We start from the raw sequence: 12,250 nt of genomic DNA, 5'->3' as shown, positions 1-12,250 counted from the left end.
ATGAAATGGAAAGATTGGGATACTAACATTAAAGTACGTTTAATCGGAGAGTTTTTTGTAAATCTATTATTCTGGATGTTCTTCCCGTTTATGGCGATCTATTTTTCAGATGAGCTGGGAAAACAAACTGCTGGTATCTTGCTTGTACTCTCACAGGTAATTGGGGTGATCACGAACCTGGTCGGCGGCTATTGTGCAGACAGGTTTGGGCGCAAAAAGATGATGGTTATTGCAGCATGGGGGCAAGCTGCCTCGTTCGTGTTCTTCGTATTGGCTAACTCGCCATGGTTGGATTCCCCTGTTTTAACGTTCATCGCTTTTTCAGCATTAGGCCTCTTTGGCTCTTTGTATTGGCCAGCGAGTCATGCCATGATTGCTGATGTAGTAGAAGAGAAGCATCGTTCACAAGTTTTTGCTGTATTCTACACATCCATCAACATATCTGTGGTATTCGGACCGGTCTTAGGAAGTATATTCTTTTTTTCTTATCGCTTTGAATTGCTTCTTGCCTGTTTAATAGGAAGCATTATCTTGGCATGTGTTCTAGCAAAATTCGTTAAAGAAACGGTACCGGTTAAAAAAGAAATTTTGGAGCAAGTAGGATCCGATAAAAAATGGCATGAAGCCGTTTGGGAACAAATGAAGGACTATAGAGTGATAGCTAGTGACAAGTTATTTTTACTTTTCATTCTAGCGGGAATCCTTGTCGCTCAAACATTCATGCAGATGGACCTATTATTGGCTGTCTATCTAACGGAGAAAGTTCCCGAACAAACGCTTATTGCAATTGGAAACTGGGATCTTCAATTAACGGGCGAAAAAGTTTTCGGCTATTTAATCTCTCTAAACGGATTAATGGTTGCCCTTTGTACGGTTTGGATGGCCAAATGGATGAATCGTTTTAAAGAAGGAAGGGTTTTTATTCTTTCTTCGATTCTTTACGGTATATCGATGCTTGTGTTCGGCGGGACGACTATGATGTGGGTGTTGTTTGCAGCGATGGTGATTTTTACGACGGCTGAACTGATGGTCGTAGGGATTCAGGAAAGCTTTATTTCGAAGCTGGCACCTGAGAATATGAGAGGACAATACTTTGCGGCAGCGGGTCTTCGTTTTTCAATCGGACGTACGATAGCGCCCATCTCTATTCCATTAACGATGTGGATCGGCTTCGAAAACACGTTTTACTTACTCTTTATTCTAGCGATAGCAGCTGCAGGAATCTACTACGTGATGTTCCGGGCATTTGATAGAAAAGCAAAAACACGTTCAAACGCTGAAACAAAAGCAAAACCTGCACTTTCGTGACATATCTGATCAGACTCCCTCATAGATTATAGTAAAAGCTTGTCTAACAAAAGGGGGAGTTTATCGATGAAAGGATATGCTGCTTTATTTTTTGGTGCGATACTCATTGCTGCATTTGTGCTGAAAGAATACTCAGCAGGGGTAAGTGCGTTCTTTGTAATGACTCCATGGTGGATGTATTTTGTATTATGCGGCATTATTTATAGCGGTTATAAGGCTACGACTCTTTTCCAGGAAGAACGAACCATCGAACAAAAATTGATCGAGGAAGAAGGAAAGGTGTACATGAAACGCTTGGAGTTGGCGAGAGCCCATGAGGAAGCAAAGGAAATGAATGAGCAATTTAACATGATGTCAAGTGATAGTGAACATGAACCAGAGCAGAAAGCGTCTGGTGAATAAGGAAATAGGGGCTGACTCAAAAGTATAAAAACGTTTGAGTTCAGGTCCCTTTTTTTATATATAGCAAGTTAAAAAGGATGTTTTGATGAACCAAAACCAGATGAAATCAGATGAGGCATTCACTTTTTAAGGTCCCAAGCAAAAATAACCACCTATCAAGCTGTTTTTAGTGCTGAGTAAGGGTTGTATGAGTAAGTCTGCGCGAAACTCACCCTTTCTGCGCGAAAAGCAAATCATCTTGCGCGAACGTGTAACAGAATAAAAAAACACGTACCGTAAATGCCTTTAAAAACTCTTTTGATCCAATTTAAAAGAGACTGAAATTAGTCAGCCCCCTATATAATGACAAAGAAAAACCAGGCCACTGATTAGAGACCTGGTTTATCGAAATTATTGCTGTTGTTGCGGCATCTGTGGTTGCTGCGGTTGTTCAGCCTTCTTTTCGATCTTTTCTTTTAATTTTTTATCTTTAATCTTAACGTCAGCTTTTTTGCGAAGCTTCTCTAAGATTTCTGTTATTGGTTTCGCTTTTTGCTGTTTTAATTCTTGTTCAACTTGTTCTTTTTTGTCTTCGAACTTGTTTTCACGCTTGTCCGTTACTTTGATGATGTGAACACCATAGTCAGATTTAACAAGATCACTTGTTTCACCTTTATCAAGAGTGAACGCTACTTTTTCAAATTCAGGAACCATAGCACCTTTACCGAAGAAGCCTAGGTCTCCACCTTTTGATTTAGAACCAGGGTCTTTAGAGTATTCTTCTGCTAATTTAGCAAAATCTCCGCCCTCTTTAAGTTTCTTCTGTACTTCTTTAGCTGTTTTTTCATCGTCAACTAAGATGTGGCTAGCTTTTACTTCTGTTTTGTACTTTTCTTCGAATACTTTCTTCATTTCATCTTCAGAAACCTTAACGCCTTCTGTTGCTGCTTTTTCATTTAAAAGCATAGACTTAACGCGTTCTTTTAGCTGTTTCTCATCCGATAAACCGTTTTGTTCAAGCGCTTGTTTGAAAGCTTCTTCTCCGCCAAGCTCTTCTTTGATCTTGTCGATTTCTTTATCGATCTCTTTGTCGGTAACTTTATATTTATCCTCAAGTACCATTTCATCGATCATCTGGTTTAGTACTTGATCACCATATTGCTCTTTCATTTTATTGTAAAACTGTTCTTTAGTGATATCTCCAGCTTTAGATTCAACAATTGCTTCTGAGTCAGCACCAGCGTTATTACAAGCGGATAGAGAAATAAGTCCCGCTGTGAGCCCTAAAGATAACATCCATTTTTTCATTTTCAAACACTCCTACTGTGAAGTAATAATTTAACAACTCTAACTATAGCATAAACGTTGTGCGTATTCCTATTCAATAAATGAAATATGAGAAAATTTACACATTATATATTGTCTGTTTTAGCGTAAATTAATGAATTTTCCTAAAAAAATTTTAAAACCCGGGACATTCGTCTAATCAAAACAGGGCGCATCACTATATGATATGGAGAAAGAAAAGGGAGGTATGATGATGAGTTACGGTTATGGTTATGGTCACGGGTGTGGGGGAGGATTTACAGTCATTATTGTTTTATTTATCCTTCTCATCATTATAGGAGCATCTCACTGTAAATGATGAAGGTAGAAATTTCAGCCTATGAGGGCAGATGCCTATGCGTGTCTTACTCATGATGCATAGGATAGTGTACAGACTGATGAAGGAGGTGGCAACATGGGCTACGGACATGGAAGAGGCTTCGCCTTAATTGTAGTGTTGTTTATCTTATTGATTATCGTAGGTGCTGCTTGTTTCTGCTAATTTAAGAACTAATCTTGCAGTCTTTTCATTTTGAAAAGGATGTGTAGATTGAACGAAGTAAGCAGATTTGTTAGTGTTTATTAAAACTACTCTTGATCAATTAGGTGCAGCAATATGTATGTTAAGGTTAAACAAGGGGGAATGCAGTACTGGTTCCCCCTTTATTATTTGCATGATCAGAAGGATTGAAAATAACAGCCAGCAAAGATTTCTTTAAAAAACGTTTGAAATGTAAGAAGAAATGAGAAGAATAGTGATAGAAACATTGATTGTGCGATAAACCGAATCTTCCTGTTTTGTGGACAAGTTCTTTTTATCACAGAGCTTGTATGTGAGTGCGTTAAATACATATAAAAATACAGGTGCTAAAAAAACAAATAAATAGCCAGCCATTCTAAAACCTCCAACATGAACTACTTGTTTAACTTTACCAAAATATGAGGAATATGAATAGGAAAAATACTTTCAACAAGGGGAGAGAAGATGCGTAATAAATGGAAAGCAGCATTCTTTATATTATTATTAATCATCATAGCCATTCCTGCGACGGTTATCATTTTACTTTTTACAGATCCAAAAAACGGTCATTTGAATAGAAGTTCACTAGATTCAGATATTCGTCCTAATCAAAAATTATTAAGCATACATACAGAAAAAGAACAGGTGGAAGATTTGCTGAATAAAGAGCTGAAGAAAAAAGCTCCTAATGTAAATGTGTATGTTAATCTTCGGGATGAAGCGGTGCTGAATGGGTCGTTTGTGGCTTTTAATCGAGAACTTCCTTATCAAGTTACCTTCGAGCCTGAAGTTCTGGACAATGGGGACCTGTTGTTAAACGAAAAAGATATACAAGTTGGCCGTCTTCCTTTACCTGGGGAAGAGGTATTTAAACTGATTAAGAATACGGTAAAGTTTCCAGAATGGGTAGATGTATATCCTGCAGATGAAAGCATCTTGATGAGGATAACGGACATGCCTACTAAACCGGGCTATGCAGTTAAAGCAGAGGAGTTTGATTTAAAGAAGAACTCTATTCAGTTAGGCGTATATACGAAATAAAAGTAAGAGACACTCTGGTTCACAATTATAGCGGGCCAGAGTGTTTTTGTGTTGCTTGCATGGGGGGATTTCAGTTCTTAGCACTCGTTTTTTGCATCTGTAACCTTGTCTTTATTCAATCAAATAGCGATTTATTAGAAAATTTAAAACCATATCCAAATGGGGAAAGTTGGATTATAATATAGACAGAGTATGACTAGAAAGCAGGGTATGTATGGAGACGGTTGAAGAGAGGCTTGAACGATTGGAATTTTATAATATGCTAACGATCGAAAGTGTCGATCTTACTTCTTATCCATTCTTCAGACTCGTCATGGAAAAAAAGCTCACCGAAACAGAAGTGAATGATATCATTCAGCTTTGCGATGAGCTTGAAAAAATATTTTTTATGCAAAAAGAAGCAGGTTTTGTTCATTACACACACTTGCTGATTCATTTTGCTGGTATGTTGACACCAAAGCTTAGTCCTCGAGAAACGATCCTGGCATTACTGAATCAGGAAAAATTTGTTTCCTTAATGGAAAAGCTCTATGAACTTTCTCTTCGTTATGAATGAGAAGAAGCGATTTCTTCAGCTGCGATAACAGGAGCAGCGGCTTGCTCTTCGATCGTTGCTTCGATTTTTTCCTCCAGCTTGTTAAAGATAGACATGAAGTCTTCACCGTATAGATTACGGATGATCGACATCAGCTCAGGGAACTCTGGGAATTTCCCGAAAAGTTCTTTAATCGGCATTGATGCGCTGAATACACCGAATTTTGCTGGATCATATGTATTTAACGTTTGTAATAAAAGTTCTTCACCTTTATCCGTTAAGCAGATGTATGTGTTTCGTTTGTCGTCTTCCTTTTTAGAAAATGTAAGATAGCCTTGTTCTTCAAGTTTCTTTGAAAAATTAAAGGCAGTTGATACATGCATTACACCGAATTTCGCGATATCTGAAATGGACGCACCTTCCAGATGATGAGCAATCCAAAGGATATGGTGTTCGTTAATGTTTAATCCATAATCTTTAATCCAGTTTTGCCAGTCTTTTTCTACACTCTTCCATAGTGCTTTACTAATTTGAGAAAGTTTGTGACTATAGATCATGGCCTCTTGAAAACTATATAATTGATCTTTGTTCATTTTTAAAATGCCCCTCCATCTTATAAAACACATCCTATCCCTCATTATGCCAGTATTTCCTATAATAAGAAAGTAAAAATTTTCAATTTCTGCTTATTATTTAGTAAATTTGAATTATAACTTTTAGCAGATATAGTGATAAAGATAGAGAATCTATAAGTTTGATATCTCATCAAAAAAATTCCCCACTGTGGGAGAATTTTTTTGCTGTTTATTTTGTTTCCTGCTCTACTTCATCCATGGTTTCGATCGTAGAAGCGGCTGTTTCTTGCATCGCTTCCTCTTTTGCTCGATTGGTAAATTTAATCTTTGCTCTGAGCTGAATACCGTCGCGTTTGATGCTGGAGAATGTAGATTTCATTTTATCCATATTTTCTTTCAGATCTTTTCTTACCTCTTTACCTGCTTTAGGCGTTGAAAGTAAAGTAGCTGCTGCTGTCACTACCGTTCCTAATGCGAAACCTACTACCATGGATTTTGATTTAGACATCTTAAAATTCCTCCTCATTCTTTTATTATCTAATAAATTCGTGAATATCTCTTATTATCCTATGAAAAATAATGACGAATATAAAAATATTTCCCGATAGATTTCGGCATGTTTGGACATGTATACGATTTAGAAAGTTGTCTGTCAATTTGGATAAAACCCTAGAGTGGAGAGGTATTAGTTTGCTTTTTATCGTTTTAATAATAGTTACGGTGTATCTCACTGTTTGTCTGATTTAGCAGATTGTTGACAACCTTTGGCGATAAGAAAATAAAAAATTTAAAAAGGGGATTCGATATAATATTTGACGAAGAATATAAAAAGAGGGTATACATATAAAAAACGGCCAGGAGGGGAATGGGTTTGAAGCAAAATACGATCGGCAATTATTTTAATAAGATGAAAGAAAAGGCGAACGCTGTTTTAGAAAGTTCGACTCAAACCGGTGAGCTTGTTACAAAAGCCGAAAACAAAACATCTCAATCAGATAAGCAAGGCTTAAAGGATTTAGGGGCACAAGTGAAAGCCCTCGTACGATTAGTGAGGTCTTATAAAAAAGGGGAGTACCGGAACGTCTCTGCCAAATCAATGGTTCTTATCGTTGCCGGCCTTCTCTATTTTGTCAGTCCGATTGATGCTGTTCCTGATTTCTTAATCGGAGTAGGATTACTGGATGATGCTACAGTTTTGGCGTTTTTGTTTAGAACCTTATCCGGTGAAATCTCAGCTTTCCAAACGTGGGAAGAGACAGAAAAGACGGAAGAAGATCAATATATAAAGCCAGCTCCTTAAAAGGAACTGGCTTTTTTAATTGATGATTATGCAGTTAAGCTTGATCGTTTTGAGAATCGGTTTGCGACTGGAAAAATAAAAAACATGATCAGTCCGCTAATAATGCTGGTTGGAAAAACAATCATTCCAATAAAGCTGAACAATGATCCTGGTAGACCAGCGACCATCATGGCTACGAGAAGGAATAACGTTCCGCTGACAATCGTTCCAATAACCGTTAACACCACAACATTGATAGTATTTACTTTCACTTTACGAGCTAATAAAAACATTCCTAAGAATAAAAAAGCTGTTATTGGCTTTTCTACGATATTTGCGATCTGTCCACCAGCCATTCCGGTTGTCAGGGCTGAAATAACACCTGCAGCCATACTCGCTATTAAAACATTTTGCTTAGTCGGTGCAAGCATGATGGCTAAAAACATCATGACCAGAAGCAAGTCTGGTTTCATTCCAAAGAATAATGGCGGTACAACGGTGTGAAAGACATACCCTAATGCAATAAGTACGGATGTTAACGCTAATGATTTTGTTTTCATTTCTCATCTCTCCTCAGCTATTCTTTTAGCCTTAATTCTTTCCAATAGTGCCCTCATGGCCTATTGCGAAAGTACCTCTACTGTACCAAAGTTATTAATAATTTGAAAGGTGCGAACTTTACTTACCGTATTTTTCCTGAAAGTTATGCATGAAATCGGCAAGTTTCTCGCATGATTTTTTAGATACAGCGTTATAGATGGATGCTCTAAATCCACCGACTGAACGATGACCTTTTAATCCAAAGATGCCGTTTTCTTCGCTTTCTTTTATAAAGGTCTTTTCAAGTTCGGAATTCTCTAAAGTGAACGTAACGTTCATATGTGACCGTGACTCTGGTGTGGCATAGCCATTATAAAAACCGCTGCTGTCGATCGCCTGGTAAATGATATCTGCTTTCTTTCTGTTTCTTGTTTCCATCTCTTTAACACCGCCCTGTTCATCGATCCATTGAAGAACAAGGTTAAGAAGGTAAATCGAGTAGGTAGGGGGCGTGTTATAAAGTGAACGGCTTTTTGCATGTACATGATAAGACAAGATCGAAGGGAGCGACTCATCTTCTTTTAGAAGATCTTTCCGAATGATAACAGCTGTTACACCTGCTGGTCCCAGATTTTTTTGGGCTCCTGCATAGATCAGAGCATAGTTTGATACATCAAAGGGCTTACTCATGATGTCACTCGACATGTCGGCAACAAGAGTCGGATGAGAAAATGCATTTAAGTCCGGCCACTGAGTCCCATATATCGTGTTGTTGGAAGTAATGTGCAGATAAGCGTCTTGATCACCTGCTTGATAATCGACTTCTGGGAGTGATCGATAATCTGTTTCTTTCCCTGATACGACTGCTTCAGCCGAACCGATTTTAGTCGCTTCTTTAAACGCTTTTTCTGACCATGATCCCGTTAAAACATATTTAGCTGTTTTACCGGAACCGAGTAAATTCATAGGGAGCATGGCGAATTGAAGGCTTGCACCACCTTGTAAAAACAAAACATCATGTGTTTCAGGAATGTCCAATAACTTCCGCATAAGCGTTTTAGCCTGCTCATGAATCTCTTCATAAGTTGCTCCTCTGTGGCTGTGTTCCATGATGTTCAATCCTGTTTCTTTAAAGTCATCCCACTCTGACTTAGCACGTTTCATAACCTCTTTTGGCAGAGTAGTTGGTCCTGCTTGAAAAAAGATGCGTTCCATTTCTTCTCTTCTCCTCCTCTGATGTCTGTTGCTGGAATATGAAAAAACTGCCTCAACAAAGACAGGCAGTTTTTACTATGTAGTGTTAGTTCTTGACGTTAACTTTAATGGATTGAGCGATCTCAGCCATTTCACCGGCAGGAAGCTCCTGTGTTTTCCACACAGCACCGAAACCGTCGCCAGAACCGTATCGCGGAATAAAGTGTATATGATAGTGGAAGACAGACTGACCCGCAGCTTCTCCGTTGTTATTTAACAAGTTCAAACCGATGGGATTGAACGTTTGTTTAATGCTTGAAGCAATTTTAGGAACAGCAGAAAAAAGCTTGGCTGCTGTTTCTTCAGACAGCTCAAAAACATCCTTTGAATGCTCTTTTGGAATGATCAGTGTATGTCCTTTGGTTACCTGACTGATGTCTAAAAAAGCAAGAACATTCTCATCTTCATACACTTTGTAAGAAGGAATATCACCTTTTACAATTTTACAAAAAATGCAGTTTGAATCGTGGGACAAAGAGCTCACCTCATTTTTTTTACTTATCATAACACACATTACCGATGAGACAAATAAAGCAATTCATGAAAATCTGAATCTTCAATCTACGTATAAACAATTATCAAAATAAAATAAAGAAGGAGAGTCCTATAGAATAGAACTCTCCTCCTTATAGAGGTTAGAGAAGAAAGGAGAACATGAAAACAAAGCAAAAGATTTTTTAGCCATGCACCTCTACTTTAAGAATCTGTATTGCTCTAGCACTGAATAGTCCAAGAGAACCATCTCCTTAAAATGAAAAGCATTGAACTTAAAAATCAACCGTTGCATCCTTCTCCTTGAAGAAGGGGGGATACCTTCTTCAATAATTATTTTGTCCATACTGTCTCACTTGTTATACATATAAAATTGGAAAAAAGGGCTTGAATTAAGCTATTATAAGGAAAGAAAGACAAGAGGAGGGTCCTCCGTGAAAAGAAGACAATTAGTCATGACGATGGTTCTCGTTTCAAGTGTTCTTATGTCAGGATGCGGGAAAGAGAAAGAAGAAGAGCATCAGAACCATCAAGAACATTCAAAGCAAGTACATAAGGAAAGTGCACATGAAGAGCATCTTCCGAATGGTGATATTCAACAAGTAACAGCTTCTGCTGATGTTATGCCTGACTTTTTAGGTAATCAGCCTGAAAATATTTCAACGATCTATGCAGCTGTTCCAAAGTTTAAAGAACTCCTCGAATCCATGCCATGTTATTGCGGTTGCGGTGATTCTGCTGGACATAAAAACAACTATGATTGCTTTGTCGCTGATAATAAAGAAGACGGAAAGGTCCTATGGGATGACCATGGAACAAAATGCGGCACGTGTCTTGAGATTGCAGCAATCAGTATGAGTGAATCCATAGAAGGCAAGAGTGATTCTGAGATTCGAAAGATGATTGATGAGAAATACAAAGAAGGTTATGCAGAGCCTACACAGACACCATTGCCTGCTTTATAAAGGGTAAAACAAAAAATATGGTAAATAATAGTAAGGAGACAACGAAAAAAGGAGGGTAAAAAATGAAACCTATCCTAGAGGTGAATGACTTAACGGGCGGATATATGCCGAACCAGCCAGTGATCCATAATGTTAATTTTTCAATAAAAGAAAGTGAGATTGTCGGATTGATCGGATTAAACGGAGCTGGAAAAAGTACGACGATCAAACATATCCTCGGATTGATGGAACCGATGTCGGGCAGTTCGAAAATACTAGACCAGACCTTCAGGGAAGAACCTGAAAATTATCGCAGCCAATTTACATATATTCCGGAGATGCCGATTCTGTATGAAGAATTAACGTTATGGGAGCATCTTGAATTAACAGCGATGGCTTATGGTCTCGAGGAACAAACTTTCTTAACAAGAGTAAGGCCACTACTTAAAGAGTTCCGAATGGATAATAAGATTAAATGGTTTCCGAATCAATTCTCCAAAGGGATGAAGCAAAAGGTAATGATACTTTGCGCCTTATTAGTGGAGCCGAAACTATACATTGTAGACGAGCCGTTCGTAGGACTGGACCCATTAGGGATTCAATCTTTCCTTGAATATATGGTCACGTTTAAAAATAGCGGTGCAGGCGTTTTAATGTCTACACATATTCTATCTACGGCTGAGAGGTACTGTGACCGATTCTTGATCATGCATGAAGGCAGACTAGTGTTGAGCGGTACATTAGAGGAATTAAGGGAAAGAAGCGGATTGACTGATGCTACCCTTGATGAGATCTACCTTTATGTGGCCAGGGGTAATGTAACATGATCGATGTAAAAAAATTATGGCGCAAACGACGCAACGCCCATTTAACTCAAATGCTTAAATATTTTAGTTTAATGGCAAACAGCGGACTTATTGTTTCATTATATTTACTCATCATTGTGGGAAGTATTTATTACGCAAAGCTTCTGAAAGCATTGCCGGAGAATTTTCCTGCTGTACTTCTTTTAACAGTGCTGTTTTCATTATTGCTAACGAAAAGCGCCATCCGGACTTTAATAAAAGAGGGAGACCTTGTTTTCTTATTGCCTGTTGAATCAGGAATGAAGCATTATTTTTCAAAGAGTTTATCTTCTGCGATCGCGAGCGGTTCGTTTGTAACGCTTCTCATCTTTACTTTGACATGGCCGATTGTTCAAGTGTTCATTACCGATGGGTGGGAGATGTATGTTTCATTTGCTTTCTTCTTAATCGTTGCGAAAGCTTTTAATCTATATGTCGGATGGGAAGAAAGAAGACTCCCTTATAAAAGCCATCAACTGAACTATAAGATCATGAGATATATCGTGAACTTTGTTTATGTTTATCTTCTATTTGAAGAAGCATATGTCTTTTTAATTGCCATGTTTGCCATCATGTATGTGTTAAAGAACTTTGTGTTCGGCGTTTTTAAAAAGATGCACGGTTATCAATGGGAAATGCTTTTAGAGGAAGAACAGACACTTAAGATGAAAGGATATCGTTTCGTAAACTATTTTACAGATGTCCCTGCATTGAAACAGACCGTTCATAAACGTCCTTTCTTAAACATGCTCGGTAATTTTTCTTTTAAGAAGAAAAATAGGATGTCAGCCCTTTTTATGAAGACGTTTATTCGATCTGGTGATTACTTAGGCTTGTACATAAGGTTAATTGTAATCGGTTTTTTCTTTCTTTATCTGATTCCACCAGGATGGTGGCAGTTGGCTGTCGTCTTATTGTTCTTTCAGATGCTTTCGCTGCAGTTGTTCACACTCTATACGCAATACAGCTGGAATGTGATTTTCAATTTATATCCGATCGAACCTCGTGTGAAAATTTCTGCCTTTATGAAATGGCTGCGAGGACTCCTTCTGCTACAAGGACTCATGTACGGAGTATTCTACGGCATTCTTACAGGAGATTGGCTGATCGGTTTATTGATGCCAGCTGCAGCATTTGGTTACAGCATGTTACGCTTGCCAGTTTTGACGAAGAAACATCTACCGCAAACTTCCTAGCCTTAAAGGTTAGG

At 38.2% G+C, this 12,250-nt stretch carries 17 protein-coding genes; 10 read left to right on the top strand and 7 right to left on the bottom strand.

Annotation, left to right across the window (positions count from 1 at the left end):
• Together M3206_RS04030 and M3206_RS04025 are read left to right on the top strand one after the other, a co-directional pair.
• The gene (locus M3206_RS04030; RefSeq protein WP_251311218.1) at positions 1 to 1,308 is read left to right on the top strand and encodes an MDR family MFS transporter; all 1,308 of its coding nucleotides are present in this window, start codon (positions 1 to 3) and stop codon (positions 1,306 to 1,308) included.
• A 66-nt stretch (positions 1,309 to 1,374) separates the two neighbouring features.
• A complete protein-coding gene (locus M3206_RS04025; RefSeq protein ID WP_251311217.1) occupies positions 1,375 to 1,710 on the top strand; it encodes a sporulation YhaL family protein in 336 nt (111 codons plus the stop codon).
• Between the two features lie 390 nt (positions 1,711 to 2,100).
• Here M3206_RS04025 and M3206_RS04020 read toward each other — a convergent pair whose 3' ends face one another.
• Positions 2,101 to 2,997 carry a peptidylprolyl isomerase gene (locus tag M3206_RS04020; RefSeq protein ID WP_251311216.1) on the bottom strand — a complete coding sequence of 299 codons (897 nt, stop codon included), beginning with the start codon at positions 2,995 to 2,997 and terminating at the stop codon, positions 2,101 to 2,103.
• 205 nt (positions 2,998 to 3,202) lie between these two features.
• Between M3206_RS04020 and M3206_RS04015 the strand changes: the two genes are divergently transcribed.
• Both M3206_RS04015 and M3206_RS04010 read left to right on the top strand, forming a co-directional pair.
• On the top strand, positions 3,203 to 3,334 hold the full coding sequence (locus M3206_RS04015; RefSeq protein ID WP_285876705.1) for a YjcZ family sporulation protein: 132 nt from the start codon (positions 3,203 to 3,205) through the stop codon (positions 3,332 to 3,334).
• A 96-nt stretch (positions 3,335 to 3,430) separates the two neighbouring features.
• Positions 3,431 to 3,517, top strand: coding sequence for a YjcZ family sporulation protein (locus tag M3206_RS04010; RefSeq protein WP_251311311.1), 87 nt, complete (start codon positions 3,431 to 3,433; stop codon positions 3,515 to 3,517).
• A 213-nt stretch (positions 3,518 to 3,730) separates the two neighbouring features.
• Here the strand turns inward: M3206_RS04010 and M3206_RS04005 are convergent, their stop codons facing one another.
• On the bottom strand, positions 3,731 to 3,910 hold the full coding sequence (locus tag M3206_RS04005; protein ID WP_251311214.1) for a hypothetical protein: 180 nt from the start codon (positions 3,908 to 3,910) through the stop codon (positions 3,731 to 3,733).
• A gap of 90 nt (positions 3,911 to 4,000) precedes the next feature.
• Between M3206_RS04005 and M3206_RS04000 the strand changes: the two genes are divergently transcribed.
• Positions 4,001 to 4,576, top strand: coding sequence for a YpmS family protein (locus M3206_RS04000; RefSeq protein WP_251311213.1), 576 nt, complete (start codon positions 4,001 to 4,003; stop codon positions 4,574 to 4,576).
• A gap of 214 nt (positions 4,577 to 4,790) precedes the next feature.
• Positions 4,791 to 5,132, top strand: coding sequence for a DUF1878 family protein (locus M3206_RS03995; RefSeq protein WP_251311212.1), 342 nt, complete (start codon positions 4,791 to 4,793; stop codon positions 5,130 to 5,132).
• Here the strand turns inward: M3206_RS03995 and M3206_RS03990 are convergent.
• Positions 5,123 to 5,704: an HTH-type transcriptional regulator Hpr gene (locus tag M3206_RS03990; protein WP_251311211.1), complete on the bottom strand. Its 582-nt coding sequence runs from the start codon at positions 5,702 to 5,704 to the stop codon at positions 5,123 to 5,125. The genes M3206_RS03995 and M3206_RS03990 overlap by 10 nt on opposite strands.
• Positions 5,705 to 5,915: 211 nt before the next feature.
• Positions 5,916 to 6,194 (bottom strand): YtxH domain-containing protein, encoded by a 279-nt coding sequence (locus M3206_RS03985; protein WP_251311210.1) that lies wholly within the window; start codon positions 6,192 to 6,194, stop codon positions 5,916 to 5,918.
• A gap of 363 nt (positions 6,195 to 6,557) precedes the next feature.
• Here M3206_RS03985 and M3206_RS03980 point away from each other — a divergent pair, with 363 nt between their 5' ends.
• Positions 6,558 to 6,986, top strand: a complete 429-nt coding sequence (locus tag M3206_RS03980; protein WP_251311209.1) for a YkvA family protein — start codon at positions 6,558 to 6,560, stop codon at positions 6,984 to 6,986.
• Positions 6,987 to 7,012: 26 nt separating this feature from the next.
• Here the strand turns inward: M3206_RS03980 and M3206_RS03975 are convergent, their stop codons facing one another.
• The 3 genes from M3206_RS03975 to M3206_RS03965 form a co-directional block, all read right to left on the bottom strand.
• Positions 7,013 to 7,525, bottom strand: coding sequence for a tryptophan transporter (locus tag M3206_RS03975; RefSeq protein ID WP_251311208.1), 513 nt, complete (start codon positions 7,523 to 7,525; stop codon positions 7,013 to 7,015).
• 118 nt (positions 7,526 to 7,643) lie between these two features.
• A complete protein-coding gene (gene serC / locus M3206_RS03970; RefSeq protein ID WP_251311207.1) occupies positions 7,644 to 8,720 on the bottom strand; it encodes a 3-phosphoserine/phosphohydroxythreonine transaminase in 1,077 nt (358 codons plus the stop codon).
• A gap of 85 nt (positions 8,721 to 8,805) precedes the next feature.
• Positions 8,806 to 9,234, bottom strand: coding sequence for an HIT family protein (locus M3206_RS03965; protein WP_425590705.1), 429 nt, complete (start codon positions 9,232 to 9,234; stop codon positions 8,806 to 8,808).
• A gap of 451 nt (positions 9,235 to 9,685) precedes the next feature.
• Between M3206_RS03965 and M3206_RS03960 the strand changes: the two genes are divergently transcribed.
• The 3 genes from M3206_RS03960 (at position 9,686) to M3206_RS03950 (ending at position 12,236) form a co-directional block, all read left to right on the top strand.
• The gene (locus M3206_RS03960; RefSeq protein ID WP_251311205.1) at positions 9,686 to 10,216 is read left to right on the top strand and encodes a PCYCGC domain-containing protein; all 531 of its coding nucleotides are present in this window, start codon (positions 9,686 to 9,688) and stop codon (positions 10,214 to 10,216) included.
• Positions 10,217 to 10,278: 62 nt separating this feature from the next.
• Positions 10,279 to 11,022: an ABC transporter ATP-binding protein gene (locus tag M3206_RS03955; protein ID WP_251311204.1), complete on the top strand. Its 744-nt coding sequence runs from the start codon at positions 10,279 to 10,281 to the stop codon at positions 11,020 to 11,022.
• The gene (locus M3206_RS03950; RefSeq protein ID WP_251311203.1) at positions 11,019 to 12,236 is read left to right on the top strand and encodes an ABC transporter permease; all 1,218 of its coding nucleotides are present in this window, start codon (positions 11,019 to 11,021) and stop codon (positions 12,234 to 12,236) included. The genes M3206_RS03955 and M3206_RS03950 overlap by 4 nt, the downstream gene beginning before the upstream one ends.
• Positions 12,237 to 12,250: the final 14 nt, after the last annotated feature.

Source organism: Fictibacillus phosphorivorans (assembly GCF_023715845.1).
GTDB classification, from domain to species: domain Bacteria; phylum Bacillota; class Bacilli; order Bacillales; family Fictibacillaceae; genus Fictibacillus; species Fictibacillus phosphorivorans_D.
This window is presented reverse-complemented; position numbering and strand designations above follow the sequence as displayed.